At 60.7% G+C, this 26,138-nt stretch carries 23 protein-coding genes and 1 riboswitch; of the genes, 15 read left to right on the top strand and 8 right to left on the bottom strand.

Annotated elements, in window-relative coordinates:
* Positions 1-65 precede the first annotated feature (65 nt).
* From IPK17_RS17020 to IPK17_RS17010, 3 genes are all read left to right on the top strand, one after another.
* Complete coding sequence (locus IPK17_RS17020; protein WP_343418887.1) at positions 66-539, top strand: DinB family protein; 474 nt, start codon at positions 66-68, stop codon at positions 537-539.
* A gap of 115 nt (positions 540-654) precedes the next feature.
* Positions 655-1,182, top strand: coding sequence for a phosphoribosyltransferase (locus tag IPK17_RS17015; RefSeq protein ID WP_343418886.1), 528 nt, complete (start codon positions 655-657; stop codon positions 1,180-1,182).
* Positions 1,183-1,342: 160 nt separating this feature from the next.
* Positions 1,343-2,536: a 30S ribosomal protein S1 gene (locus tag IPK17_RS17010; RefSeq protein ID WP_343418885.1), complete on the top strand. Its 1,194-nt coding sequence runs from the start codon at positions 1,343-1,345 to the stop codon at positions 2,534-2,536.
* Between the two features lie 196 nt (positions 2,537-2,732).
* On the opposite strand, the gene IPK17_RS17005 is transcribed toward IPK17_RS17010, so the two are convergent.
* The gene (locus IPK17_RS17005; protein WP_343418884.1) at positions 2,733-3,842 is read right to left on the bottom strand and encodes a VHL beta domain-containing protein; all 1,110 of its coding nucleotides are present in this window, start codon (positions 3,840-3,842) and stop codon (positions 2,733-2,735) included.
* Positions 3,839-4,921, bottom strand: coding sequence for a hypothetical protein (locus IPK17_RS17000; RefSeq protein ID WP_343418883.1), 1,083 nt, complete (start codon positions 4,919-4,921; stop codon positions 3,839-3,841). The genes IPK17_RS17005 and IPK17_RS17000 overlap by 4 nt, the downstream gene beginning before the upstream one ends.
* Positions 4,922-5,052: 131 nt before the next feature.
* On the opposite strand from IPK17_RS17000, the gene ppgK reads away from it, so the two are divergent.
* A complete protein-coding gene (ppgK, locus tag IPK17_RS16995) occupies positions 5,053-5,796 on the top strand; it encodes a polyphosphate--glucose phosphotransferase (protein WP_343418882.1) in 744 nt (247 codons plus the stop codon).
* Positions 5,797-5,937: 141 nt separating this feature from the next.
* On the top strand, positions 5,938-9,072 hold the full coding sequence (locus tag IPK17_RS16990) for a serine hydroxymethyltransferase (RefSeq protein WP_343418881.1): 3,135 nt from the start codon (positions 5,938-5,940) through the stop codon (positions 9,070-9,072).
* A gap of 75 nt (positions 9,073-9,147) precedes the next feature.
* On the opposite strand, the gene IPK17_RS16985 is transcribed toward IPK17_RS16990, so the two are convergent.
* Genes IPK17_RS16985 through alr form a run of 3 tightly spaced genes read right to left on the bottom strand, consistent with a single transcriptional unit; the run spans position 9,148 to position 12,540 of the window.
* The gene (locus tag IPK17_RS16985) at positions 9,148-9,555 is read right to left on the bottom strand and encodes an HNH endonuclease (RefSeq protein WP_343418880.1); all 408 of its coding nucleotides are present in this window, start codon (positions 9,553-9,555) and stop codon (positions 9,148-9,150) included.
* Positions 9,552-9,800, bottom strand: a complete 249-nt coding sequence (locus IPK17_RS16980; RefSeq protein WP_343418879.1) for a hypothetical protein — start codon at positions 9,798-9,800, stop codon at positions 9,552-9,554. Before IPK17_RS16980 ends, IPK17_RS16985 begins: the two co-directional genes overlap by 4 nt.
* Positions 9,801-9,816: 16 nt before the next feature.
* Positions 9,817-12,540 (bottom strand): alanine racemase, encoded by a 2,724-nt coding sequence (gene alr, locus IPK17_RS16975; protein WP_343418878.1) that lies wholly within the window; start codon positions 12,538-12,540, stop codon positions 9,817-9,819.
* 80 nt (positions 12,541-12,620) lie between these two features.
* Here alr and tgt point away from each other — a divergent pair, with 80 nt between their 5' ends.
* Positions 12,621-13,730 carry a tRNA guanosine(34) transglycosylase Tgt gene (tgt, locus tag IPK17_RS16970; protein WP_343418877.1) on the top strand — a complete coding sequence of 370 codons (1,110 nt, stop codon included), beginning with the start codon at positions 12,621-12,623 and terminating at the stop codon, positions 13,728-13,730.
* Between the two features lie 51 nt (positions 13,731-13,781).
* Positions 13,782-14,720, top strand: coding sequence for a phosphate ABC transporter substrate-binding protein (locus tag IPK17_RS16965; protein WP_343418876.1), 939 nt, complete (start codon positions 13,782-13,784; stop codon positions 14,718-14,720).
* A 458-nt stretch (positions 14,721-15,178) separates the two neighbouring features.
* On the opposite strand, the gene IPK17_RS16960 is transcribed toward IPK17_RS16965, so the two are convergent.
* From IPK17_RS16960 to IPK17_RS16950, 3 genes are all read right to left on the bottom strand, one after another.
* Positions 15,179-16,066 carry a PIG-L family deacetylase gene (locus tag IPK17_RS16960; protein ID WP_343418875.1) on the bottom strand — a complete coding sequence of 296 codons (888 nt, stop codon included), beginning with the start codon at positions 16,064-16,066 and terminating at the stop codon, positions 15,179-15,181.
* 192 nt (positions 16,067-16,258) lie between these two features.
* The gene (locus tag IPK17_RS16955) at positions 16,259-18,145 is read right to left on the bottom strand and encodes an alpha/beta hydrolase (RefSeq protein ID WP_343418874.1); all 1,887 of its coding nucleotides are present in this window, start codon (positions 18,143-18,145) and stop codon (positions 16,259-16,261) included.
* Positions 18,146-18,162: 17 nt separating this feature from the next.
* Positions 18,163-18,411 carry a hypothetical protein gene (locus tag IPK17_RS16950; protein WP_343418873.1) on the bottom strand — a complete coding sequence of 83 codons (249 nt, stop codon included), beginning with the start codon at positions 18,409-18,411 and terminating at the stop codon, positions 18,163-18,165.
* Positions 18,412-18,531: 120 nt separating this feature from the next.
* On the opposite strand from IPK17_RS16950, the gene IPK17_RS16945 reads away from it, so the two are divergent.
* From IPK17_RS16945 to gcvPB, 8 genes are all read left to right on the top strand, one after another.
* Positions 18,532-19,173, top strand: a complete 642-nt coding sequence (locus tag IPK17_RS16945) for a helix-turn-helix domain-containing protein (RefSeq protein ID WP_343418872.1) — start codon at positions 18,532-18,534, stop codon at positions 19,171-19,173.
* A gap of 18 nt (positions 19,174-19,191) precedes the next feature.
* Positions 19,192-20,259 carry a potassium channel family protein gene (locus IPK17_RS16940; RefSeq protein ID WP_343418912.1) on the top strand — a complete coding sequence of 356 codons (1,068 nt, stop codon included), beginning with the start codon at positions 19,192-19,194 and terminating at the stop codon, positions 20,257-20,259.
* Positions 20,260-20,338: 79 nt separating this feature from the next.
* Complete coding sequence (locus tag IPK17_RS16935; protein WP_343418871.1) at positions 20,339-20,818, top strand: DinB family protein; 480 nt, start codon at positions 20,339-20,341, stop codon at positions 20,816-20,818.
* Positions 20,818-21,396 (top strand): putative glycolipid-binding domain-containing protein, encoded by a 579-nt coding sequence (locus IPK17_RS16930; protein ID WP_343418870.1) that lies wholly within the window; start codon positions 20,818-20,820, stop codon positions 21,394-21,396. Before IPK17_RS16935 ends, IPK17_RS16930 begins: the two co-directional genes overlap by 1 nt.
* Before the next feature lie 368 nt (positions 21,397-21,764).
* The gene (locus IPK17_RS16925; RefSeq protein ID WP_343418869.1) at positions 21,765-22,190 is read left to right on the top strand and encodes a hypothetical protein; all 426 of its coding nucleotides are present in this window, start codon (positions 21,765-21,767) and stop codon (positions 22,188-22,190) included.
* 21 nt (positions 22,191-22,211) lie between these two features.
* A riboswitch (glycine riboswitch) is annotated at positions 22,212-22,325 on the top strand.
* A 75-nt stretch (positions 22,326-22,400) separates the two neighbouring features.
* A complete protein-coding gene (gene gcvH / locus IPK17_RS16920; RefSeq protein WP_343418868.1) occupies positions 22,401-22,793 on the top strand; it encodes a glycine cleavage system protein GcvH in 393 nt (130 codons plus the stop codon).
* A 272-nt stretch (positions 22,794-23,065) separates the two neighbouring features.
* On the top strand, positions 23,066-24,400 hold the full coding sequence (gene gcvPA / locus IPK17_RS16915; protein ID WP_343418867.1) for an aminomethyl-transferring glycine dehydrogenase subunit GcvPA: 1,335 nt from the start codon (positions 23,066-23,068) through the stop codon (positions 24,398-24,400).
* A 2-nt stretch (positions 24,401-24,402) separates the two neighbouring features.
* Entirely contained in the window at positions 24,403-25,878 is a 1,476-nt protein-coding gene (gene gcvPB / locus IPK17_RS16910) for an aminomethyl-transferring glycine dehydrogenase subunit GcvPB (protein ID WP_343418866.1), read from the top strand.
* Positions 25,879-26,138: the final 260 nt, after the last annotated feature.

Genomic DNA, 26,138 nt, shown 5'->3' with positions numbered 1-26,138 from the left:
CGGCCGTGCGCCCCTATTTGTCAGAACTCAGCGACCGCCGATAACTACTACCCACAGGTGCGCCCATGACCCCTGAAGAACGCCAACCCCTGATCGCCAAAATTCGCAGCTTTCCCGACGTGCTTGAGCTCACTGTGCGTAACATGACGCCCGAGCAGCTCACCGCCGAGGCGCTCCCCGGCGAATGGACGATTGCGCAGGTGGTGCATCACCTAGCGGATGCGCACATGCACGCTTATGCGCGCTTCAAGCACATTCAGGTCGAGGACTACCCGACCTTCAAACCGTACGAGCAGACCGATTGGGCGGAGACGCCCGAAGCACGTGACCTAAACATCGCCGACTCGCTGGCGATTCTGCGCGGGCTGCATCACCGTTGGGCGCGGCTGATGGAGTCGCTGACTGATGAGCAGTGGGCACGCAAGGGGCTGCATCCTGATCTCGGCGAGATCAGCGCGGAAGGGTTGCTGATCGGCTACGTGAACCACAGCCAGAATCATCTGCTGCAAATTGGCAAAACCTACGAGGCGCTGAAGTAACCAGACCACGCCAACATTAAGAGAGTCACGCAATCAACAGTGGATGGTTCACACAGCCTACCGGATTATGATAGAATAGCATTCTATTTTCCCGCTGGTCTCAAAGGAATGCAGTATGGATAGACCGGAAGGCTCTAGGCGACACGAAAGACTCACCTGGGAAGATGTCGACAAACTGGTCGATGTGCTGATCCCACAAATCCGAGCGGTCGGGTTGTTCACGGGGATGATCATGATCACGCGGGGCGGCGTGATCCCCGGCGGGATGCTGGCGGAAGCGCTCGGCATTCAACATTTGCTCACGGCGGCGGTCGACTTCCCAGCGGTGCAAACGCAGGGAGCGCCCGGACTTCTGGCCTGGCCTCAGTTCTTGCAGTTCCCGGAAGCGTCGTTGCTGGCGAATCGCCGCATTCTCATTGTGGATGATGTGTGGGGGAGTGGTCGGACGAGCATTTCGGTGCGTGAACGCGTGATTTCCGCGGGCGCAACCGGGATGACGTGCGTGCTGCACTATAATCCCTATCGTTCCTTGTTCACGCATGAACGACCGGATTTCTACGGCGCAAGCACCGACGCGTACATCGTGTATCCCTGGGAAGTGGATCGCGGGACGCGGGGAATTGCGCTGCCGGACATGAATTAGAAAACAGAGAATGTTTACGTCGTTCCGACACAAGACTGATATAATCAGCATAACATTTTCGTGAGTCATAATGTAGCGCGCGTGGGCGCTTTCGGGTTACAGACGGCAGTAATGTCTGTGTAGTGGTGTATTGGGTAATCTCTCGTAAGGTGAGTTTTCGATGGATATTTCAAAGCCCGGGGTGGAGCAAGATCAAGATTTTGCCAATGAATTTCGCGCTCTGCTCGATTCGTCGCTCGGTAGTTACAATCCGCCGCAGCGCGGTGAAATCCGCAATGCGACGATTCTGCAGATCGACGAACGCGAAGTCATTGTGGACATGGGGGCGAAGCGCGACGGGATTGTCCCGATTCAGGATCTGGAACGACTCGATCCGAAAGTGCGCGGCGACCTGCGCGTAGGCGCAGAAATCCCGGTGTATGTCATCAATCCGCGCGATCAGGACGACAATCTGATCGTGTCGATCAACATGGGTTTGCAGCAGTACGACTGGGAAAAAGCCCGCTCGCTGCTGGAGACCGAAGACATCGTCAAGGTGTCGGTTAAGGGGCACAATCGCGGCGGTATCCTCGTCCAGTGGAACCGTCTCGAAGGCTTTATCCCCAGCTCGCATTTGATGTCGATGGGCGCGTCCGGCGGGCGCGAATCGTGGGATGATCTGCTGAGCGCTGAACTCAACGTCAAGGTGATTGAAGTTGATCAGGCGCGGCGCCGTCTCATTTTCAGCGAACGCGAAGCGCAGCGTGAATGGCGCGCGCAGCAGAAGGCGCGCTTGCTGGCGGAACTGAAGGAAGGCGATATCGTCAAGGGCACGGTGACGGGCCTGCGCGACTTCGGCGCGTTTGTCAACCTGGGCGGGGCGGACGGCCTGATCCACGTCAGCGAATTGGCGTGGCATCGTGTCGATCACCCGCGGGATGTGCTGCGCGTTGGCGAAGAGATTCAGGTGTACGTCCTCAGCCTCGACCGCGGCGCGAACCGCATTGCGCTCTCACGCAAGCGTCTGCTCGACGACCCGTGGGAAGCCGCGGCGGAGAAGTACCACGAAGGCCAGTTGGTCGAAGGTACGGTCACGAATGTCGTCGATTTCGGCGCGTTCGTCGCGCTGGACGATGGGCTGGAAGGTCTGCTCCATTTGAGCGAAATGGGCGACGGTTCGCTGAAAGAACCGCACTCGTACGTCAAGAAGGGCGACCGCCTCAAGCTGCGTATCAGTCACCTGGAACCGGAAAAGCGCCGCGTGGGCTTCACGCAGCGCTGGGGTACGGAAGGCGGCGACCTGCCGCCGGAAGCGATGGCAGGCGCGGCTCCGACCGAAGCGCCGCCAGCCGAAGAACCTCCGGCTGCCGAGTAAGCAGAATCAAATCAAAACCCCTCTCCGCGAGAGGGGTTTTTGTTTGCCTAGATTCTGACCCCACCCCCGGCCCCTCCCCGAATTCAGGGAGGGGAGCCAACAGCGCTCGACAAACCGAAACAGTTTTCGTAGGGAAGCGATTTATCGCGTCCGTTGGCGTATGTCCAGGCTTTTGGGAGTGTCTCTTTAACACTGCTCAGGGGCAGGTTGGCGTCCACTCCAAGCCACCGTACACCGTGTCGATGATGGCATACAAGGTCGGATCGTACTCGGCGAGTTCGTCACGGGTGTTGATCGCGTTGTGAATGCCGTTGGTCGGAATCGCTTCCAGATTCGTGTTGAAGTAGTCCTGTACGCCTTCCGCCCAGTATTCTTCGAGGGTGCTGATGGCGTAGGTGTCCGCCCACAAGCCCTCGGCTGTTGCCGCCTGATAGGCGAGATCCAGCGCGGCGTTGAACTGCGGATCGACGAGGGCAATGCCCATGTCTTTCATGGTATGCGCGAACTCATGTACAAAGATGTTCTCGCCGAGGTAGGGATCCGTCGGGTAGCAGAGCACATTCTCCTCCGCGCCGGACATGAGCGGCACTTGCACGTTGCCGCCAAAACCGCGGGAGCGGGCGTTCCAATCCATGTTGGGGTCATCGCGCAGGAAGGCGTATTCGGGCAGATCGGTAATGCCCTCGTCTTCTGCCACGATGCCGATGATCAGCTTATGTTCAAGCATCTGCTCGACAACCTGCGGATGCGCGTCCAGCATGACCGCGACGACGCCCCAGGCCGCTTGCAGCGCCGCTTCCGGCACACGCGCCGAACTCGCGATCGGGATGCCCGCGTAAGCACACATGATTGCGTAGAACGGGTCGAGATCGTCGGCGGGTGTGACCGGACGTACGACGCAGCCTTTCGTCGGGTCGAAATCGGCGACGGTTCGGAGCGCTTCCGGGCGGTAGGTGAAATCGAGCGGCGAAGTGGGCGCGGCGAAGGGTTCGCCGATGATCACCACCGGGTCACCGCTGGTGCTGGCGATCACACGTGTGATTTCGTCGCCGTTCGCCGCGCGGATCACCCACTCGTGTCCATCATAGGTGGGCTGTGACATCGTCATCCCGGCGGCGATCTCGGTGTAGAACTGTTCCTGACAACTGTAGTTGATCCAGAACAGGCTGACCGAGTCGGTGCGGTAATTTTCGAATTCCAGCGTCACGTCGGCGTTCGTGCCGTTGCTGGAGCAGGTTTGCGCGCGGACTGGAGCAGAGAGGCTGCTCATGATTAGGAGCAGGGCACAGGTGATGAGAATTTTCACGCTGACTCCTCGGTAGGTATCGCAGGCGGAAAGATGAGATAGCTGGCGAACACGCCAGTCGCACCGCACAGCAAGGGCATCCCGGCCCACATGTGAATCGTCCACCACAGGCCGCGGCGATACAGCTCGATCCCCACCTGATTCAGCAGAAGCATGAACAGCAGGAAATAGACGAACGGCACGACGAAACTGAATAGGCGCAGACGTTCTAAGCGCGCGGCGGAGGGCTTGTAAAAGTAGAGCAGCGCATCGGCGAGGAGGCCCGTCAGCGGGGCGACCAGCAGCAGCCAGCGGAAGTTCGGCTCGGCGCGCATCTGCATCAGGAACATCAGCGTGCTGTTGATCGTGAGGATCACGGTGATGCTCCCGACGGGCAGTGACCAGCGGCGCAGCGCGAACAGAATCACTCCCATGAACATGGCCGATGCGACAAGCGCTGACCCGACACCGTAGCCATCGACCCAGCCTTGCCCGCGCGCCATCGGTGCGATCAGCGCGTTGGCGTTGCTGAAGGGGCTGATGAACATGGTGAAAAACGTCAGGGCGGAGAGCATGTACGCCAGTGTCAGCACGAGCGGCAGTAAGTCGCGCCAGCCGCGCGCGTGTTTACGCGCATACGCGGCGCGGATTGGCCCCGACCCAAAGATGAACGAACCCAGCGCGAGGATCAAGTGCGCAGGGCTGAGCAGCGCCTCGGTGTTGGCTTCGAAGCCGAACGCCTGATGCCAGAACATATCGAACACGCCGCCGAAGCCGAAGATCAGCACGCCGAGCAGTGAGACCATGTAGCCGGTGGGCAGCGCGCGCCACCAGTTATAGCCTTTGGCGACATTGCGAAAATGGGTAATCACGAGGAACAGGCCGACCGCCGCATAGCCGGAATACAACACGCCATGCCACGGCGTGAAAAACGTGCTGTCGACGCGCCCGTGATTGTGTGCCCAACCGTCGAGGAACAGCCCGCCGACGAACCACGCGCCCAGCAGCGTGACAATCAGGTCAAAGCGGACGCTGCCCGGCGGGCGCGCGGTGCGGCTGATGCGCGTCGGAGTCGAGAGCGGCTGATCGAGTGTGGCCATCGGCAGATCCTTTCGCATGGGTGACTATCGATTATACGCACAATGCCCGATAGGGGTGCAAAGTTCGTTTTTGCCGATTTTCGGGGGATTTGGCGATAATAGAAGTGGCTCTATCAAGAGGAGAGGATGACATGGCGATTCTCGGAATCGATATTGGCGGCTCTGGCATCAAGGGCGCCCCTGTAGATACCAACACAGGTACATTGCTGGCAGAACGTATTCGCGTTGAAACTCCGCAGCCTGCGACTCCGGAAGCAGTCGCCGATGGCGTGGTCGAGATCGCGCGTCACTTTAAGTGGGAAGGCTCGATTGGCTGCGGGTATCCCGGCGTGGTCAAACACGGGCGCACGCTGAGCGCGGCGAACGTCGACGCCGGTTGGGTGAATCTCGACGCCGAACACCTGCTCACGCAGAAGACGGGCTGCCGCGTCACGCTGATCAACGACGCAGATGCCGCGGGGCTGGCGGAAATGCGGTTTGGCGCGGGCATGAACAACCCGAACCCGGTCATGATGCTGACCATCGGCACGGGTATCGGCGCGGCGCTGTTCGTTAACGGGCATCTGGTGCCGAATCTCGAACTCGGCCACCTGATCATTCGCGGCAAGGACGCCGAAGATCGCGCGTCCGACCGCATTCGCTTAGAGAAGGAATTGAACTGGAGGCAGTGGGCGAAGCGCTTTAACGAATATCTGGCTTATTTAGATCTGTTGTTTTCGCCCGACCTGTACATTCTGGGCGGTGGCGTCAGCAAACGATTTGATAAATACAAAGAGTTCTTGCAGGCGAACGCCGAGATCGTCCCAGCGAAGATGCTCAACGAAGCGGGCATCATTGGCGCGGCCATGAACGCCGTCGAACACGAAACGCATTAGGAGCCGTGAGCCCGGAGCAGTTAGCTTGCAGCCCTTAGCGTGAGGCTAACTGCTCAACCTCCTGTTCGTCGCCCTCACAAGTATTTTGGGTGAGCCTCTGTTAAAATAAGCCTATGCCGTATGCTTATTAGGACTGCACCCATGCCCAATCACAGAGACTTTCTTTTCCGCGGCGAGCTCGCTGAGCTTGATCCCGATGTAGCGGAGCTGATCCGCCATGAAACCGCGCGGCAAGAGCGGTACTTGATCATGATTCCTTCTGAGAGCACCGTGCCGCAGGCCGTGCGCGAGGCGCTCTCCTCCTCCTTCCACAACATTTACGCCGAGGGCTATCCCCTCGACGAAACGCGCACCATGTCGCAGGCGGAAATCCTCGACTACAACGCCCGCCTGCCGGAATATCGCCGCGTGGCGGACAAGCGTTACTACAAAGGCACGGAATACGCCGACATCGTCGAAGCGTTGGCGCGGCGGCGCGCCGCGGAACTTTTCGCTACGCCGCAGTACCCCGCTGAAAAGCTGTACGTCAATGTGCAGCCGCTCTCTGGTGCTCCGGCCAACAGCGCGATCTTTACGGGCTTGATCAACGTGGGCGACACCATCATGGGGATGGACCTGCTGCAAGGCGGCCACCTGACGCATGGCAGCCCGGTCGCGCGCAGCGGCAAGCAGTATAAGGTCGCGAGCTATGGCGTCGACCCGGTGACGGAACGCCTCGACTACGACGCCATTCGCAAGATCGCACTGGAAGCCCGCCCGAAGATCATCATCGCCGGGTTCACGAGCTATCCCTTCGCGCCGGACTGGCAGGCCTTCAAAGACATCGCGCAGGAAGTTGGCGCATATTTGATGGCGGACATCGCGCACGTAGCCGGGCTGGTGATCGCGGGGGTGTACCCGTCGCCCGTCGGCATCGCCGATGTGGTCAGCTTCACCACACACAAAACGCTGGCAGGCCCACGCGGCGCGGTCATCATCACGCACCGCAGTGACGTGTCGAGCAAGGTGGATCGCGGTGTGTTCCCCGGCGAACAGGGTGGCCCGCATGTCCATGCGATTGCGGCGCTGGCCGTGTCGCTGCGCCTCGCCTACACTGATCAGTTCAAGCAGTTGCAGAAGCAGACGGTCGACAATGCAACGCGTTTAGCGGCCAAGTTGGAAGCCCGTGGTCTGCGCGTGGCCTATGGCGGCACGGGCAGCCACATGATTTTGGTGGATACCAAGAACGTGGTCGGCAAAGATGGCACGCCGTTGAGCGGTGACATCGCCGCGCGCATCCTCGACCTCGCGGGGATCGTGTGCAATCGCAATACCATCCCCGGTGACAGCAGCGCGCTCCGGGCGTCGGGCATTCGCCTGGGCACGCCGTGGATCACGCAGCGCGGTTTTGGCGACGCGGAGATCGACCAGTTGGGCGATTTGATCGCCGATTTGCTGCACGCCTGCGAACCGTTCAGCTACACGGGCAAGAAGCGCCCGGAACCGCGCGCCAAGGTCGATTTTGACGTGCTGCAGCGCGTCAAGAGTGGGGTGCGTGACCTCTCCGCCAGCGTGGGCATCGATACCAGCGCGGGCGACGAAGATTACCCGCATTTCTACTACATGGATCGCGTGGCGGATGTCGAAGACTGGACGACGCTGGCGATCCGTGACATTGGTCAGGCCGATGCGGGGCGCTTCCTGCAGTTCGCGCTGACCAGCGATGTGCTGGCGCTCAAGGCGGGCGAACAGCAGCCGACGCAGGTGCTGGAAGCCGATGGCTCGGTGATGGCACGCGGTGTGGTCGAACGGTTGGCGGAAGGCGGCTACCTGCTGCACGTCGAGTCGAACGGGTCACGCGTTGCAACCTGGCTGCGCGCGCTCTCCGATGGTTTTGTGCTGTGCGACCCGGTCGATCCGTATGCGAAAGCGCCCGGCCCGGTCGATGTATCAAGCTATGGGCAGACGGATCGTAACCGCCTGACCGTCCAACTGGCGGACGTGTACGCGCCCAAAGCCTACTATGTCGGCTTGAATGGCGCGCAGTTCGCCGGGACGAAACCCGCCGCGCTGCCGATCTTCCAGTGGACGGAACCCGCCGAAGGCGAGCCGAAGTCCACGCCGGTCACCGCGCTGCACAAGGAACTCGGCGCGAAGATGGCGCCGTTCGCGGGCTATGAGATGCCGCTCTGGTACAGCACAGTCAAGGCGGAACACGCAGCAGTGCGGACGGCGGCGGGCATCTTCGACGTGACGCACATGGGCGTGTTCGACGCGACCGGTGCAGGTGCGGCGGCCTTCCTCGATGCCGTGACGACCAATGACGTGTACAGCCTCGCGGTCGGCGAATCGCACTACACCTATCTGCTCGATGTGGACGGCGTGCCGCTCGACGACCTGATGATTTACCGCGTGGCGGACGAGCACTACCTGATCGTCGTGAACGCCTCGAACAACGATAAGAACTGGGCGTGGTTGAACGCGGTCAAGAACGGCGAAGTTGCCATCGACCGCGCCAACCCCGAACGGCGCGTCGCCGGGACGGATCGCCTCGTGCTGCGCGACCTGCGCGCGGAGTCGAGCGGGGCGGATCGGCGCGTGGATGTGGCGCTGCAAGGCCCGAACAGCAAGACGGCGCTGCTCTCGCTGGGCGCATCGGACGCCGACAAGAAGAAGATCAACGCGCTGCCGTGGGCGGGCGTGACGACGGCGAAGGTCGGCGAATACAACCTGATCATCAGCCGCACGGGCTACACGGGCGAACGGATCGCCTTTGAACTGTTCGTGCATCCCGATCAGGCGGCGGCGCTGTTCCGCGGCTTGATCGCGGCGGGCGTCACCCCGGCGGGCTTGGCCGCGCGCGACAGTCTGCGCACGGAAGCAGGGTTGCCGCTGTATGGTCACGAACTGGGCGGTGAACACGGCCTCAACCCGGCAGATGCGGGCTTCAGCAGCTACGTCAAGCTGAGCAAGCCGTTCTTCGTCGGCAAGCTGGCGTTTGCGCAGCATGAACAGACGCGCACGAGTCAGGTGGTGCGCTTCCGCCTGAATACGCTTGGCGCGCGCCCGCCGCACCCCGGCGATCTCGTCATGGATGCCAACGGGAAACTCGTCGGCTTTGTGACGTCGTGCAGCATCGACAGCGAAGGTTACCAGTTGGGGCAGGCGCTGCTCCATGAGGACGTGACTGCCGACGGCACGGCGATCCATGTGATGGTCGGCGCCACAGCGAGTCGGACTCCGGTTGCCGCTACTGCAACGGTCATCAGCCGCTTCCCAAGCAAGAAGAAGGCGTAAGTAAAAGCATCGGCGGGACGCGAGCAATCGCGTCCCGCCGAAGGAAAATAGCTGAAGATCACTAGACCTGTCTGCTTACGGATAGGTGCCCACTTTGATAAGGATATCCCGTTCCGTCAAACGATCTGGGGCATTCATTTGCAGCAGTTGAACCGTTACCCGCCCTTGTGCGGTAATGGGGTGGATGCGGTTGCCCACATGCTGGAAGTGTTCTTTCCAATGATCTCTGCGCGGATTAAAGAGCGGGACTATGCTGTCGTCTAGCGGGTCAAACGAGGCGAAATCGCTGCCTTTATGCCGGTTGCAGTCAAAGCAAGCTAAGCACAAATTGCTTTCATCGGTTTTGCCACCATGCTTTTCGGCACGAATGTGATCGACTTCATGTGGCATATAGCCATCGTCAGCGTGGAGATGGCAGTATTCGCAGCGGTGTTGTGCTCGCTCAAAGACCTGTCGGCGTAGTGTTTCGGAAATGTAGGTCATGGTTCGGACAGTTTAAGCCGCGCGTGTGCCTTCAACATGCGGACGAAGTGTTCCACAGACGCGAATTCATCCAACTCAACTTTCCCCTCAGCGCTCAGTTGACCCTCATCGTTCGCCGCCAATAAATCGCGGATGCGCTGCTGCGTTTGCTCGGACGGGCGAAACGCGATGATCGCTTCGAGCGATGGGGCAGATACTAAGAACTCGAAGACTTCTTCATGCGGCGAGACGCGAGTCACAGCCATTAGCCACTACTCCACACTAAGACGCTGAACTTATTGTACGCCGGAAACTTCCGGGACGACTGAAGACGAGGCTTTTATCATCCACCGGAAGTATCGCCTCGAAACCTATTTCCAGTGCCTTAACGTTAGAGTGCTGCGCTCGAAACGTGTGGTTTCGGCTGGTTGGGCTGACCACCGGGATCGTGCAGCTCACCGTCGCGGGGACGCGCGGCAGAATCCCGCACACCACCTCATAGTTGATCGTCCCGATGCGCTTGGCAATGTCGTCAGCGCTGAGCACGGCCTCGCCTTGCTGACCGAGCAGCACCACTTCATCGCCAATCGCCACCTCGGGAAGCGCGCTCACGTTGAGGATGGTCTTCTCCATGCTCACGCGCCCGATGATCGGCACAAGCTGACCATGCACCAGCACAAAGCCCCAGTTATTTGGCGCGCGCCGCAGCCCATCGGAATAGCCGACCGGGATGACGGCGACCTTTTCGTCGTCCTGCGCCGTGTAGGTGTTGCCATAGCCGACGGCGTGTCCCTTGGGCAGCGTTTTCACCTGCGCGATGGTCGTCTTCCACGACATCACCGGGCGGAACTCCGGCGGCAGCGGAACGAGTTCCGAGGGAGCGAGACCATACATGGCCAGCCCGACGCGCACTGCGTTGAAGTGATTCTCTTTGCTCGCCAGCGTGCCAGCCGAGTTGGCCGCATGCACATACTTGAAGCTGAACCCGGCGGCGCGCAGCGGCGTGAGCACCCGCTTGAACGTTTTGGTCTGTTCGGCGGTGTAGTCGACGCTTTCGTCGGCCATCGAGAAGTGCGTGTAAATGCCTTCGACTTCCAGATGATTCAGGTTGAGCATCGAACGGAAGAAGGGCACGGCATTGGTCGCCAGCACGCCGAGCCGCCCCATGCCCGTATCCACTTTGACGTGGACGCGCAGCACGCCGCCCGCTTCCCGCGCCGCGCGGTCGTAGGCGCGGGCGAGTTCAATGTCGTAGAGCGTCACGGTGATGTTCTGGCGCACGGCCTGCCGGATGGCTTGCACGGGCGTATAGCTCATGACGAGGATCGGCGCTTCGATGCCCGCGTCGCGCAGTTCGACGGCTTCGCTCACCGAGGCCACCGCCAGATATTCCGCGCCGTTGAGCAGCGCCGTCCGCGCGACCGAGACTGCGCCGTGCCCATACGCGTCGGCTTTGACGACCGCGAATAGCGTGACCGTGTTCCCGATGTGCGTCTTGATCTGGCGGACGTTGTTGGCCAGCGCGTTCAGGTCAATGTCGACCCAACTGGGGCGCGAATGGGCCATGAACGGCTGCGCCTGTTCGATGAACATGCTGCGCGGGAGCTGTTTCGCATCTTCAGGATTGGCGAGCAGCGCGGAGGTCACGAACTCCATGCGCGCGGAGGGCCCGCCCTTGATCAGTACAATGTCGCTGGAGGTCAACTGCATCTCGTTTTTGAGGCGTGCGACCGTGTCTTCGATGCTGTAGGTGATCACCACCTGCCGCCGATCCATGCCTTGATCGAGCGCGGCGCGTCCGGCGAGCGCGGCGTCCGGCCCTTCGGTCACAAACGTCTTGATGAAGCTGGCGGCGCGCTGCCCGACGAGGCGGTGCCCGCGCTGCGTATAATTGCCGAGACCGTCCATATCGCCCATGACGAAGATCGCGCGGCGCTGTTCGTCGGTCACGCTTTCCAGCCAGTCGAGCGCGGAGAGCGTCGACTGTGGATCGGCGCTGTACGAATCGTCGATCAGCAGCGAGCCGCCGACGCCGTTGAGCGGGTTCATGCGCCCGGGCAGGGGCGTCAAATTGGTGAGCGCCTTGAGCGCATCGGCGGGATCGATGTCGTAGTGGATGCCGACCGCCAGCGCCGCGAGAATCGAGTAGAGCTGGTGCTTGCCGAGCAGCAGGCTCCAGCGCCCGATGTAGCGGTTGCTGCCGAAGCGCACGTCAAAGCCCGTCCCCGTTGCGCCGACCACCACGTTATAGGCGGTTAAGTCCGCGCCGAAACCTTCGATGCCCATCGAGAGCACGCGAGCGCGGGTGCGCGTCGACATGCTGCGCACGCGGTCGTCGTCATAGTTGAGGATGCAGGTGCCTTTGGGCGACAGATATTCGACCAGCAGGCCGTTTTCCTGCATCAGGTGTTCGGAGTTTTCGAACAGGTCACCGTAGGCGGTGCCGACCTGCGTCACCACGCCGACCTGCGGCTGAATCGCCGAGATCATGTCCGCCATTTCGCCGGGTTGCGTCGCGCCCAGTTCCAGCACGACCATTTTGTGTTCCGGTGAGAGGCGGGCGAGGGTCTGCGGCAGGCTCATGCGTCCGCCACCGTCAGCACTGCTGCGCTGTACGGCAAAGCGCGTTTTGAGCACCTGCGTGATCGCTTCGACGGTGATGCTTTTGCCCGATGAGCCCGTCACGCCGATGACCTGCACGCCGAGCTTGTTCAGCACGTAATGCGACCACTTCATCAGGGCGACCTGCGTGTCACGGACGAGGATGATCGACACCCCTTCGACGTCAAAATCTGGCGGGCGCGTGCACAGCACCCCGGTCGCGCCGCGTTCGACGGCCTCCCGGATGTACTGGTGCCCATCGCCGCGGTCGGACTTGAGCGCGACGAACAGATTCGAATCGGTCGTGGTGCGCGAATCGAAGGAAAAGTCATTGAACAACTGCGCACCGGGTTCGCCAAAGGGCTGGCCGTTGGCCGCTTCGAGTAGGTCGTATAAGCTGATCATCGCTTCTTGCCAGTTTTAACCATGAGGCGAAACTTCTGATATAATCGGCCAACGCGTCTTTTTCTGGACGATTGCTTCCTATGTCATTTTATTTTGAAATCCTCAAAACCAAAAATAAGGCGCGCGCCGGGATCCTGCACACGCCCCATGGCGACATCCCGACGCCAGTATTTGCCCCCGTTGGGACGGCGGCGACGGTGAAGGCTGTGCCGCCGCGCGACCTCACCGAAATGGGCGCGACGCTCGTCCTTTCCAACACGTATCACCTGCATCTACGCCCCGGTTCGGAATTGGTGCGCGATATGGGCGGGCTGCACGCGTTCATGGGGTGGAACGGGCCAATCCTCACCGACTCCGGTGGATTTCAAGTGTTTAGCCTCGCCGACATCAACAAGATTGATGAAGACGGCGTGACCTTCCGCAGCCATCTCGATGGCAGCAAGCACCGCTTTACGCCCGAAAGCTCGATCAAGATTCAAGAGAATCTCGGCGCGGACATCATCATGTGTTTTGATGAGTGTCCGCTCCCGACGGATCGACGCATTGTCGAACGCGCCGTGGATCGCACCATGCGTTGGGCGACGCGCTGCCGCGATGCTCACCCCGATAATTCCGTGCAGGCCGTGTTCGGCATCCAGCAGGGCGGCATCTTCGAAGATTTGCGCCTGCAGTGCTCCGAACACCTGCGCACGCTGGATTTCCCCGGCTACGCGGTCGGTGGTTTGGCGGTCGGCGAGAGCAAAGGACAAATGTATTCTACGCTCGATTTCGCCGTTCCCATGCTGCCCGATCACAAACCTCGCTATTTGATGGGTGTCGGGGCGCCGGAAGATTTGGCCGAAGCGATTGTGCGCGGCATCGACATCTTCGACTGCGTGCTCCCCACCCGCATCGCGCGGCACGGCGCGGCCTTCACCTACGATGGCACGATCAACATGGGCAACCTCGCCCATGCGCGCGACGGTCGCCCGATTGATCCCGAATGCGACTGCTACACCTGCCAGCATTTCACCCGCGCCTATGTGCGTCATCTGGTCAAAGCCAAAGAGCTGTTAGCCCACTACCTCCTGAGTGTGCATAATATTCGCTTCCTCATTCGGCACGTGCGTGCCATGCGGAGCTCAATTCTGGATGGCTCAATCGACCAGTATGTCGAAAGCTTTTTGGGACGGTATCTCGCAACTGGCTAAACGATGACATCGAACTCTGCTATGCAGACAACTCAGGAACGCTAAGCGCGTATGGAAAAAGCCAGACGCGCTCTTGTCGTTGCCGCCTTGACGTTGGCAAGCTGCAGCGGGCAGATGCTGCCCGCCTCGACCCCGACGACCGAAGTGACGGCGCTGCGGATCTATGTGACGACGCCGCTAATCCCGCTGATCAACACGCTGACAGCGGCCTACAGCCGTGTCAATTCGGCGGTGGTCTTTGAAGTCAACACCGGCAATTACGAAGCGATGGTGGATCAAGTGCTCCTGCACGACGATGCCTATCTGCTGACGAATTACCTGCCGCCGGAAGAACTCGGCCCGATGATCGCGCTGCCGATTGGACAGGACGGCATCGCGGTGATCGTACATCCGGCGAACGTGGTCGGCAACTTGACCGTCGCGCGCCTGCGCAGCATCTATCAGGGCTGGATCAACAACTGGGCGGAACTTGGCGGCGCAGATCTGCCGATCACCGTGATCAGCCGCGAAGATGGTTCAGGGACGCGGTTGGTGTTCGAAAATCTGGTGATGGGGGATCGGCGGACGACGACGACCGCGCAGATCGCGCCGTCCAGCGCGGCGGTCGTGACAAGTGTGGCGCGCACGCCGGGCGCCATCGGCTATGTGTCGATGAGCTACCTCAACAGCAGCGTGTACCCCCTGCGCATCGAAAATGTTGCGCCGACCCTCGAAAATGTCGCCAACAATGCCTACCCGCTGCGCGCGCTGGTCTACTTCGCGGGGCTGCAGGAGCCGGAGACCCACTTTCGCAATTTCATCGGTTGGGCGCAGAGCCCCGATGGGCAGGCGGTGATCGCGCAGAACTACGCGCCGTTGTTAAATGAGGACGTGCGCCCGGGGGGCCGGCGGGGGGGGGCCCCCCCCCCCCCCCCGGGGGGGGGGGGGGGGGGGCCCCCCCCAAAACCCCCCGTGGATCACGGGGAGCGCTCGCAGCGACCACGCCCATGATGGTGTTGAAGCCCGCGAACAGCGACAGCAGAATCAGCACCCACATCGACATAAAGGCGATATCACGGTAGAAGCGCAAGCGGGTGCGCCGCTTTTCCATCTCAATTTCGGGGATGCGAATGCGGTAGAGCGCGCCCGCTGCTTCACTGTTCTTCGGGTTGACGCGCAGCACATTATCCAGACAGATCGAACTCTGATCGAGCGAATCGACGGCGACGCTCATCCACAGCCACGCATCTTCAAAATCACTGTCTTCTTCGATGAGATCGCGCAGCAATTCACGCGCTTCGCGGCGGCGATTCGTTTTGACGAGTTCAATCGCGTCGAGCAGGCGGTCAATGCGCGCGGCGGCGTCAGTGGATTCAGTCACGGGAATTGGCTCATTTCCCCAGCAGCCTCACCCCCTGACCCCCTCTCCGGGAGGAGAAGGGGAAACTGACCGGGGGAAGGGTGCGCATTTAGTCAGCAGCAGCTTGCAATTGGCGTCGGGCATCGACGGTGACACCCGCGAAGAGATCGGTTTCGTCGACGCGATTGTGCGCCGGGGCCGGCACGACGCGCGTAAAGCCCTGATGCGGCGCGAACCAGCGGCGGAGCGTCAACGGCATGCGCCACGTCGGGCCGCCGCCTAACTGGCTTTTGTGGCACTGGTTGGCTTCGTCCCAATGCGTGAAGTAGCGGCTCACGTCGAGATTGGTGTGCGTCGGTTCGACGTTTTCGAGAATCTTGACCAGATCGAGGTCTTTATTGCGTCCCAACTTGCGCGGGTCAATGCCGCGCAGGCGCAGCATCGTGATGCCGAGCTGAAGCTGGCGCTTGGGAATGCTGGAGTAGTACAGTTTTTGCGGCTTATAGCTGGGCTGCCCGGTGACGAAATTTGCATCACCCGCCAAGTGGAAGGCTTTGGTCGCGGCGCGCTGAATGGCAATGTGATCCGGGTGGCCGTAACCGCCATACTTGTTGAAGGTCACGACGACATGCGGCTGCACCTCGCGGTAAATTTCCACGCAGCGGCGCGTGACTTCGTCGACGTTGGCCTGCCACAGACATTCGGAGTCTTCGCAGGTGGGCGAACCCATCATGCCGCTGTCCTTGTAGCCGAGCTTGAACACTTCGGTGAGGCGCAGCTTCTGAGCCGCGCATTCGAGTTCGGCGAGGCGGAGTTCGGCAATCGAGTTGTAGCCTTGCAGCAGTTCCGGCGCGACGGTGCCGCGCTCCCCGTTGGTGGCGCAAATCAAATAGACGTCGACACCGGCATCGACCCACTTGGCGATAGCACCGCCAAGCCCAAAACTTTCATCATCGGGATGCGCGTAGGCGATCAACAGACGAGGTTTAGGATTCATGACCGTTCCAATAAGCTGAAGAGACGTGCGTCTCCCCATTATAGTCCAGCCTGCGTGGGATCAATATGGTATTGATTCGGGCTGTAGGTCGATGAGAAACATCGGCGGGGGCACTGTACACTGTGCCCCCGCCGGAGATATTCCGTCACCTACTTACCTCCACCCGAAAAGGGGTGAGCGCGGAGGTTTGAATTACGACGCTTGAATGGTCGCCAGCACGGGCAGGAAGATGCTCGCGAACAGTTGATCGCGCTCGCTGGGCAGCACCTGCAGGACCGCGAGCACGACTGTGCCGCCGTCGCTGGTCACGGCGACATCGAAGCTGAAGCCCTGCGTTGTCACCTGATAGAACGTCCACTCGTAGCTGCCGATGGTCTCGGTCGCGCCTTCTTCCAGAGGTGATCCGGTCTGCGAAGACAGGAGATCAACCGCCTGCTGCGGCGTGCCGGGGAACGCCTGAAGGATCAGCCCGCGCGTCGCCGACGCCGAGTCGATGTAGATGCCTTGGCCGCGATCTGCCCACCCGCTGGGAATCTCGCCCGTCAAGCCCATCGCTTCATTGGTGAAGGGCTCGAAGGTAACGTCAGTGACAGGCACCGCGAACTGCACGGGCTGCAGGTCGGCGATACAGGCGTCGTCGGGCGCGGTGGTTGGGTCGGTGATGAAGGCCGCGGCCATCGATGCGCCGCACGTGTTCGAATTGATCACGCTGTGGCCGACGGCCGGATATTCGTAGACGTAGCTGTTGCTCAGGTTCGCGGCGACTTCTTCGGCATAACTGAACGGCGTCACCGGGTCATACTGCCCACCCATGACCAGCGTCGGAATGTCGCTCACGACGGGTTCTTTGACACTGTCGTCGAGCGCGGGCACATCCCACGCCTCACACAGCGCAAATCCGGTCGTCTCCATCAACACTTCGAGATCGGCCTGCCCGCGATACTGCGGCGGCAGCGCTTCATAGGCCGCGAGCAGCTCTTCCGGCGTGCGCCCGATCAAGTCATCGGCACAGAACACCGAGTAATTCATGCCCCGTGACAATGCGTTGTAGGCGGGCAGTACCAAACCGCTCAATTGCGCCATCAGGTCGTAGCTGCCCGTGCTGACGTCATAGATCGTCTGCGGGAGGAGGGGCAGCAGCGAGGCCTGATACAGGAAGATGGCGAGATTGCCAAGCAGCGCATCGCCCGTGAGATACGCATCATAGGTTTCGCCGCTCAGCGGGTCGGTGATGCTGATCACCTGCGGGTTGGCGTTCAGTTCGTCGATGGTGTCGAACAGCACCTGCTGCAGATCGGGATAGGCGGCGTCACAGGCGGCGTCCGCGCTGCACGCCTGAATCAGGCGGGTGAGCGAATCCGTCACCGTGTCGAAAATGTCGATGAAGAAGCTGCGCGTGGTCGGCAGCACCGAGTCGATCACGACGCTGCGCACGATTTCCGGATAGTCACGCATGACGGCCTGCGCCAGCAGCGACCCATACGACACGCCCACCAGATTCACCTGCTCGTAGCCGAGCGCTTCGGTGAGGGCGGCGACATCCGCGGCGTTTTCGAGCGTGTTATACGCGGCAAAGTCGATGCCCTCCGCGGCGAGGCGCGCGCGGCACGCCAGCAGCGCGTCATACACGGCTTGTGCTGATGCTTCCGGATCGGGTTCGCGTTCCAGCCACGCCAGCATCGTCTCGGCATATTCCGGGCATTCGAGCGCGGGCTCCGATAAGCCCACGCCGCGCTGATCGAACACGATGAAGTCGCGCGTGTCATCGGCGAGGGTCGAGAAGCCGCCGAAGAGCGCAAATTCGGCATTCTCCGTCGTCTTTTCGCCGGGGCCACCGGAGAGCAAAATTACGGGGGCGGCATCCGGGTCACTGCCGCGCTGAATCACCACCGACAGGCGGATCGTGTCGCCGTCGGGCTGTGCGTGGAACTCGGGCACGACTACGAAGCCGCACTCGACGCTGCCGTCGGCGTCAAACGGACAGTCGGCAGGCTCAAAGCGCGGCACTGCGTCGTCTTGCGCGGCGACGGGGATCACCGCCAGCAGCAGCGCCGTGATGATGAAGATCAAGCTTTTCATGAGTCAAGACTCCCTGATTATTGAACGAGATCAGTCAAGATACGGGCGAGCACCAGAATCAGCGCGATGCCCACCACGGCATACGCCAGAATCTGGCTGCGTTTCGGACTGTTGGTTTCAATCCGGCGGGTTAAAGCGATCCCGCCGCCGATGACGCCCCACAGCAGGGCATCCAACAACTCTCCAGTGAGGAGATTCACCGCGGCCAACAGTAGAAAAATGATGATCAGCACCGGAGTAGCATCGGTCGGTGATTTGGTCTGCATTGCTCCACCTTGTCCAACATCCATCGTGCGTTTAAAATTCTTTTGCAACGTCAGCATAGCATGATCTGATTTTGACTGTCAAGACGTTGAAAATGATTTTTCAATGAGAGGTAAGCCCCGATGACTGATGAGCCAATCCGTCCCCAATCTGAGCACCTGATCACGGATCTGGAAGCCCTCAAGGTCTACTTTGACCCGGTGCGCCAGCGGATTTTGCGCGAACTCGTCGGCGAACCGCGCAGCATCCACGATATCGCCGCCGTGCTCGATGTGCCGTTCACGCGCCTGTACTACCAAATCCACCAGCTGGAAAAGCACGGCTTCATCCGCGTGGTCGAAACGCGCCCACTGGCGGGCGCGGTCGAAGAGAAGTTCTATCAGGTGACGGCCTATACCTTTCCGATTCACCGGTCGCTGCTCACGCTGGCGACGCCGGAAGGCGAGCAGGGCATGGAATACGTGATGAATGTCGTGCTCGACGAAACGCGCGCTGACCTGCGGACCGCGCTGCGCAGCGGCCTGATCAACATGGAGGTCTACGCGCCGCATCCGGACGCGCTGCTGTTCCGCCGCACGCCGCTCTACCTCACGCGGGAACAGGCGCAAACCTTTTTTGAGCGCTTATTGGATCTGGAAAAAGAGATGTTCGCGGCGCAGCAAATACCGGGCGCTGACAAACGGAGTTACAATTTCATCGTGGGTCTTCATCTATCGTCTGTAACCGCGGATGATCAGCCCGCGTCGGATGCTGAAGCTCAGTAGGAGAACCGCTTGTCGCAGATGCGCTTAGTCACCCCGCGGGGACGCCGCCGCATCGACCGCTTTGGTCGCATGCTGCGCGCGGCGTGGCGGGACACTTCGGCGCTGTGGCACGAGTTTCGCCGTCCCATCACGGTGTTCCTGCTGGCGACCATCGTCGGCGGTGTGATCTACGGCGAATTATGGGCGCTGGCGGGTCACGAACGCATCCCGCTCGTCGATCTGCCCTATGCGATGATTTCGCTCATGGTCTTCAATCCGGTGATCGATCTGCCGGACGAGCCGCATTTGATCGCGTTCTGGTATGTCATGCCCATCCTCGCCATTTACATCGTCGGGCGCGGCGCATCTGACTTTGTTCGCCTGTTTTTTGACCGTACCGAGCGCCGCAGCGCGTGGGAGGAGGCCGTCGTGTCGACCTATCGCAATCATGTGATCGTGCTGGGGATCGGGCATATTGGGCTGCGCGTGCTGCGGTCGCTGGCCGATATGGGGATTGAGGTGGTCGCGATTGACCTCGACCGTCACGAGCGGCTGGAACACGAGCTGACGCGCCTGAGCGTGCCGCTCATTATCGGCGATGGCCGCGCGCGCCACACGCTGGAACGGGCGGGGTTGCCCTTCGCCCGCGCGTTGATCGTCGCGACCTCCGAAGACTTCCTCAATCTCGAAGTGTGCGTACGCGCCCGGGAAATGAATCCGCAGGCACGGATCGTCGTGCGCATGTGGGATGACGAATTTGCCGCCCATCTCAAGAAGTCGCTCAACGTCGAGACGCTCAGCTCATCGGATCTGGCTGCGCCGGCTTTCGCCGGGATGGCGATGGGCGTGGATGTCGCGCCGACCTTCAACATTCACGACAAGGATTACAGCCTCCTGCGCTTACAGGTCGAAACCGAATCGCAGTTGGCCGGCAAGACGATTGATGACATTCAGAGCGAGCACGATATCGACATTGTGCTCCACGAGCGCAACAAGAACGTCGACGTGCATCCACCGGGCGATCTCACGGTCGAAGTCGGGGATAATCTCGTCATTTTCACTATCCATCACCAGATCCCCGAAATCCTCGCCCTCAACGCCAGATAGCGGTTGCTAGAAATAGAACTCATGTTCTATAATGTGCGTATATTGTGATTACGCTGCGCGCACCGTGCCCGGAGGCAGCATGACCGATCAACTGGTCGATTCGTGGATGATCAATCACCGCATCAACCTTTACCTGCTGGACGCCATCCCCCCGGATGCGCTGTCCGCTGTGCCCGTCGGCATGAAGGGGCGCAGCGTTGCCGAAATCTTCGCGCATCTGCACAAGGTGCGTGGGATGTGGCTCGAACCCGCCGCGCCCGATCTGGCGGTCGGTTTGCCCAAGCTGCCGACCAAGACCAAAGCCGACAAAGACGCGCTCACCAAAGACGTTCTCCGCGCTGCGCTGACACAGTCCGGCGAACGCATGGGCGCGCTATTTCAGCGCGGCGTGGAGCAGGGCAAGCTGCCCAACATCAAGCCGCATGTGGCGGGCTTCCTCGGCTATTTGATCGCGCATGAAGGCTATCACCGCGGCGAAATCGGCATGACGCTCACGCTGGCGGGGCAGCCCCTGCCGGATGAAGTCGCTTATGGGTTGTGGGACTGGGAGAAACGTTAATGGATCGCAATCTCTTGTGGACGCGCTGGGACAACACCGGTACAGAACTGCTCAATATTTCAGCGCGGGCGAACTGCTACGTGATCAAGAGCACACTGCTCGGCGTGATCGAAGGCGAGCCCATGCGCGTGATCTATCGCCTCTGCTGCGATGCGCACTGGCACATGCGCGAATTGGACGTGTACAAGTTCGTCGACGCGGGCGCGACAGTTGAGAGCGTGCACCTGCGGCGCGCGGAGGACGGCCGCTGGCACACCGCCGACGGCGAGCCGCTGCCGGAACTCGACGGCTGCCTCGACGTGGATCTGCGCGCGACACCTTTCACCAACACGCTGCCGATTCGCCGCCTCGGTTTGCAGCCGGGCAAATCGGCGGAGATCAACGTGGCCTATGTCGATTTTCCAACGCTGGAAGTCAGCCCATCACGCCAGCGCTACACGCATTTCGGGCGCATTGACGGGGTGCAGCACTACAAGTTCGAATCGCTGGAAGTGGATTTTGAAGCGGTGCTCCCGGTCGATGATGACGGCATCGTGCTCGACTATCCGGGGTTGTTTCGACGGATTCAATCGGCGTGACTGTAAGTTGATGCCCGCAAAGTGCTGCTGAAGATCGACAAGTGTGGTACTGAAGCTTTGACAAGTGTTCCTGCGCCACAAAAAATGTGAGGCGGAGACTGTGCGCGTCATCTCCGCCTCACTAGGCGAGGCTTTCGATAGGGGAAGAAGGTGCGGAAGTTTAGGAAGGCAGCGCACGAACTCCATGGGTTAAGACCGACATGGAAGTCGTCAAACTTGAATTTTTAGGCGACACCTATATAGTATGAGAAATCCTTCACGATCCCATGTGACACTTGTATCGCTTCATAGAGACGTTTGTCATATTAAGTAGACGGCGGTATCATCCCCGCCATCTTGTTCGCCTCAGTGCCCCGGAGTAAGACCCCATGCGCCAGTTTTTGACCGTTGACCGCGCCCACATCAACCATGACAGCCGCCTTCTCTCCTTGACCTCCAGCGCCGACCCCGTGCAGCAGACGCAGATCTCCATGCGGCGCGAGGGCGATCATCTGGCGATCTCCGTAAGCCTGAACGCGCTCGAATTTGCCCTGCGTCCCCGCTTCAGCGAATTCACCCGCATCCTTTCGCACATTCAACCGGTTGACGGCTTGAACACCACCCGGCAGGTTGGCACGGGGAACGCCTTCCTCGCACTTGGTCTGCATACCGACGGTTCGCTCATCGTGCGCCCGACCTTCGTCGCGGATGCGACCGGCTACCTCAGCTTCAATCTCAAGCTGACGGCGGATGTCACCAAGACCCTGACCGAGTGGATTGGTGGTAATGCGGCTCAGTTGCCAAAACAAGTGTAGTTCTGTAGAATTTCATCAATTCACGATGGTCGCGGAGAGCGCCCGCCCTTGATGGGACGGGACGCCGAAGGTGCAAGTCATCCGTCACGCTGGACGGATGGCGAAACTCTCAGGCTACAGGACGCGTCCATCGCATGAACTCTGAAGTCCGTTCGCGACAGAGGCACACAGCACCCTAACCTGTGTGCTTTTTTATTTCTAGGAGAGATCATGGCTTTCAACATTCCGTCCGACCTGAAGTACTTGAAAAGTGATGAATGGATTCGCATCGAGGGTGATACGGCTACGCTCGGCATTTCCGATTTCGCGCAAGACCAGTTGAACGACATCGTCTTCGTTGATCTCCCCGAAGTCGGCACGAACCTGCCCAAAGGCGGCACCTTCGGCGTCGTCGAATCGGTCAAGGCGGCTTCGGACCTGTTCAGCCCCGTGGAAGGCGTGATCACCGAAGTGAACGACCTGCTGCGCAAGAGCCCGGAAACCATCAACAGCGACCCGTATGGCAATGGCTGGATCGTCAAGCTCAAGGTAACGGGGTCGGTGGATAATCCGGATCTGCTGGACGCCGCCGCCTATACCGCGCATGTCGACGCGCGCGCGTAAAGCCAGTTAATCTGAGCATACCGCGCCCCTCTCCTCTAGGAGAGGGGTTGGGGTGAGGTTACCCAACGGACGCGGTTCAAAGGGTATGTAAAAAAGCGTTTGCGCTACCCCTCACCCTGCTTGCTGCGCAAGCCCCGGGGCCCCCCCCCCCCGCCCCCCCCCCCCCCAAGGGGTGAGGGGGATTAGACACCCTCTTCATCGCGTCCCGACGAACGAATTCCGACTGCCGGGACGAGGCGTTCCTCGTCCTCAAGATAGTTGTAGAGGCATCCATGAGCTATATCCCGCATACCGATGTAGAACGTCAGCAAATGCTGTCGGCAATCGGCGTACCGACCATCGAGGACTTGTTCGAAGCAGTCCCCGCGGCCTACCGATTCCCGAAACTCGATCTCCCGCCCGCGCTCAGCGAAATGGAAGTCCTCGCGGAGCTGCAATCGCTGGCGGAGTCGAATGACAGCGCCTACGATTTCAGCCTGTTCCGCGGCGCAGGGGCGTACCATCATTACACGCCCGCCGCGGTCAATCATATGCTGCTGCGCGGTGAGTTTTACACCGCCTATACGCCGTATCAGCCCGAAGTCAGTCAGGGCACGCTGCAGGCCATCTTCGAATACCAGACGATGATTTCGCAGCTCACGGGCATGGACGGTGCGAACGCCAGTCACTACGACGGCGCGACCAGCCTCGCGGAAGCCGTCACTGTGGCGCTGGAAGCCAGCCGCCGCAAGAAGAGCAAAGTCATCCTCAGCCCGTACATCAACCCGCAGTATCGCGCGGTCGCCCGCACCTATCATCAGGGCAACGACGTGACGTTTGTGGGCGATGAAGGCGCGGCGGAACTCAGCGACCTCGTCGCCATGATCGACGACAACACGGCGATGTTCGCTGTTGCGTATCCCAACTTCCTCGGCCAGATCGAGGATTTCAAGGGCCTGGCGGATCAAGTTCATGCGGCGGGCGCGCTGCTCGTGTTTGTGGCGAATCCGCTGGCGCTGGCGCTACTCAAGAGCCCCGGCGAACTCGGCGCTGATATCGTCGTTGGCGACGGCCAGACGCTCGGCATTCCGTTGAGCTACGGCGGGCCGTATGTCGGCTTCTTTGCCACCAAATTGGCGCAGATGCGCCGCATTGCCGGACGCATCGTCGGCGAAACGGTCGACAAGACGGGCAAGAAAGCCTATGTCATGACGCTGCGCCCGCGCGAACAGGACATCCGCCGGGAAAAGGCGACCAGCAACATCTGCACCAATCAGGGCTTGCTGGCACTGGCGGCGACCGTCTACCTGTCGCTGATGGGCAAGCACGGCCTGAAAAAAGCCGCGGAACTCAACTACCACAAGGCGCATTACGCGGCCACCCAGATCGCGAAGATCCCCGGCTACGAAGTTGACCAGTCCAAACCGTTCTTCAACGAGTTTGTGGTCAAGTGCCCGCGCCCGGTCCGCGAAATCAACGAGGTGCTGCTCGCCGAAGGTATCATCGGCGGGTACGAATTGGGACGCGACTACCTGTACCTGTATGACCGCATGCTGGTGTGCGTCACCGAAATGAATACGAAGGCCGAGATCGACGTACTGGTCGATATTTTGGGCGAGGTGAAGTAACGATGGATACGATTTACGACATCAGCGTCAAAGGCCGCGTCGGCGTCAAGCTGCCCGACTGCGATGTGCCCACCAGCGCGCTGCCCGCTGATCTGCTGCGCGATGAACTCGACCTGCCCGAAGTGAGCGAACTGAAGGTGGTGCGCCACTTCGTCAACCTGAGCTCGCTCAATCACAGCATCGACAAGGGCTTCTATCCCCTCGGCTCATGCACCATGAAGTACAACCCGAAGATCAATGAGGATGTCGCGCGCCTGCCCGGGTTTGCGCATCTGCACCCGCTGACCGATGATGAATCGGCCCAGGGGGCGCTGGCGTTGATGTACACGCTGCAGGAATGGCTGGCGGAGATCGCGGGGTTTGACGCGGTCAGCTTGCAGCCCGCTGCGGGCGCGCAGGGTGAACTCGCGGGCATCCTCATGATCCGCAAGTATCATCTGGATCGCGGCGATACCAAGCGCACCAAGATCCTCGTGCCGAACAGCGCGCACGGGACGAACCCGGCGACCGTCAGTATGGCGGGGTTGGAAGTGGTCGAACTGCCCTCGGATGAAAATGGCGATGTCAGCCTGGACGCGCTGCGCGCCGCCTGTAACGACACCGTCGCGGGCATGATGATCACCGTGCCGAGCACGCTCGGCCTGTTCGAAGCGCACATCGTCGATGTCATCAAGCTGGTGCATGCCTGCGGCGGCCTGATGTATATGGACGGCGCGAACATGAATTCGCTGCTCGGCATTGTCAAGCCGGGCGAGCTCGGCTTCGACGTGATGCACTACAACCTGCACAAGACGTTCTCCACGCCGCACGGCGGCGGCGGCCCCGGCTGTGGCGCCGTGGCGGTCAACACCAAGCTGAAGGATTTCCGCCCCGGCCCCGTCGTCGAAATCACCGAAGCGCCGACCGCGGACGAAGAAGCGCCGCTCTACGGGCTGGTCATGCCGCCCAAGTCGATCGGCCGCCTGAAGGCGTTCCACGGCAATTTTGGCATGCATGTGCGCGCCTACGCCTACATCGCGACGTATGGCGATCAGCTCAAGGAAGTGTCCCGGCATGCCGTGCTCAACGCGAACTATGTGCGCGCCAACCTGCGCGGCGTGTACCCGATGCCGTATGATCGCATTTGCGCGCATGAGTTCGTCATGGAAGGGCACTTCAAAGAAGCGCCGGATGTGCACGCGCTCGATATCTCCAAGCGCCTGATGGATTACGGCATCCACCCGCCGACCAACTACTTCCCGTTGATCGTGCCGGAAGCCCTGCTGATCGAGCCGACCGAAACGGAAGATAAGGCGACGCTCGACCAGTTCATCGACGTGATGAAGACCATCGCGCAGGAAGCGAAGACGCAGCCCGAACTGCTGCACGATGCGCCGCACGTCACGCCCGTGGGGCGCGTAGACGAAGTGCGCGCCGCCAAGCAGCTCGTGCTGTGCTGCCGTCCCGTCCCCGAATGGGAGGCTGTGCCGTCGCGGTAAAGTAGGCTCAACATAGTCACCAAATCAGGACGAGGCGCTGAGCCTCGTTCAAATTTGGTGAAAAGAGCTAACCTCACCTCCGACCCCTCTCCGAAAAGAGGAGAGGGGAGTGAAAGCGCTTAAGTCCCCTCGCCCTTGGGAGAGGGGATTTAGGGGTGAGGTTAGATAATAGGTCGCTTCTGAAATGACCTCATGCTTCGTCCTCTTTGTTTCACACCTTAGTTCGCCCTACGCCTTCTCAACGCTGACCAAAATCCCCT

The organism is Candidatus Flexifilum breve, assembly GCF_016713355.1.
The sequence above is the reverse complement of the archived record's forward strand: the minus strand, read 5'-3'. Positions and strand labels throughout refer to the sequence as shown.

Coding starts and splice junctions, on each gene's coding strand:
- IPK17_RS17020 (WP_343418887.1), top strand. CDS start 66: ATGACCCCTGAAGAACGCCAACCCCTGATCGCCAAAATTCGCAGCTTT.
- IPK17_RS17015 (WP_343418886.1), top strand. CDS start 655: ATGGATAGACCGGAAGGCTCTAGGCGACACGAAAGACTCACCTGGGAA.
- IPK17_RS17010 (WP_343418885.1), top strand. CDS start 1,343: ATGGATATTTCAAAGCCCGGGGTGGAGCAAGATCAAGATTTTGCCAAT.
- IPK17_RS17000 (WP_343418883.1), bottom strand. CDS start 4,921: ATGGCCACACTCGATCAGCCGCTCTCGACTCCGACGCGCATCAGCCGC.
- ppgK (WP_343418882.1), top strand. CDS start 5,053: ATGGCGATTCTCGGAATCGATATTGGCGGCTCTGGCATCAAGGGCGCC.
- IPK17_RS16990 (WP_343418881.1), top strand. CDS start 5,938: ATGCCCAATCACAGAGACTTTCTTTTCCGCGGCGAGCTCGCTGAGCTT.
- IPK17_RS16985 (WP_343418880.1), bottom strand. CDS start 9,555: ATGACCTACATTTCCGAAACACTACGCCGACAGGTCTTTGAGCGAGCA.
- IPK17_RS16980 (WP_343418879.1), bottom strand. CDS start 9,800: ATGGCTGTGACTCGCGTCTCGCCGCATGAAGAAGTCTTCGAGTTCTTA.
- alr (WP_343418878.1), bottom strand. CDS start 12,540: ATGATCAGCTTATACGACCTACTCGAAGCGGCCAACGGCCAGCCCTTT.
- tgt (WP_343418877.1), top strand. CDS start 12,621: ATGTCATTTTATTTTGAAATCCTCAAAACCAAAAATAAGGCGCGCGCC.
- IPK17_RS16965 (WP_343418876.1), top strand. CDS start 13,782: ATGGAAAAAGCCAGACGCGCTCTTGTCGTTGCCGCCTTGACGTTGGCA.
- IPK17_RS16960 (WP_343418875.1), bottom strand. CDS start 16,066: ATGAATCCTAAACCTCGTCTGTTGATCGCCTACGCGCATCCCGATGAT.
- IPK17_RS16955 (WP_343418874.1), bottom strand. CDS start 18,145: ATGAAAAGCTTGATCTTCATCATCACGGCGCTGCTGCTGGCGGTGATC.
- IPK17_RS16950 (WP_343418873.1), bottom strand. CDS start 18,411: ATGCAGACCAAATCACCGACCGATGCTACTCCGGTGCTGATCATCATT.
- IPK17_RS16945 (WP_343418872.1), top strand. CDS start 18,532: ATGACTGATGAGCCAATCCGTCCCCAATCTGAGCACCTGATCACGGAT.
- IPK17_RS16940 (WP_343418912.1), top strand. CDS start 19,192: ATGCGCTTAGTCACCCCGCGGGGACGCCGCCGCATCGACCGCTTTGGT.
- IPK17_RS16935 (WP_343418871.1), top strand. CDS start 20,339: ATGACCGATCAACTGGTCGATTCGTGGATGATCAATCACCGCATCAAC.
- IPK17_RS16930 (WP_343418870.1), top strand. CDS start 20,818: ATGGATCGCAATCTCTTGTGGACGCGCTGGGACAACACCGGTACAGAA.
- IPK17_RS16925 (WP_343418869.1), top strand. CDS start 21,765: ATGCGCCAGTTTTTGACCGTTGACCGCGCCCACATCAACCATGACAGC.
- gcvH (WP_343418868.1), top strand. CDS start 22,401: ATGGCTTTCAACATTCCGTCCGACCTGAAGTACTTGAAAAGTGATGAA.
- gcvPA (WP_343418867.1), top strand. CDS start 23,066: ATGAGCTATATCCCGCATACCGATGTAGAACGTCAGCAAATGCTGTCG.
- gcvPB (WP_343418866.1), top strand. CDS start 24,403: ATGGATACGATTTACGACATCAGCGTCAAAGGCCGCGTCGGCGTCAAG.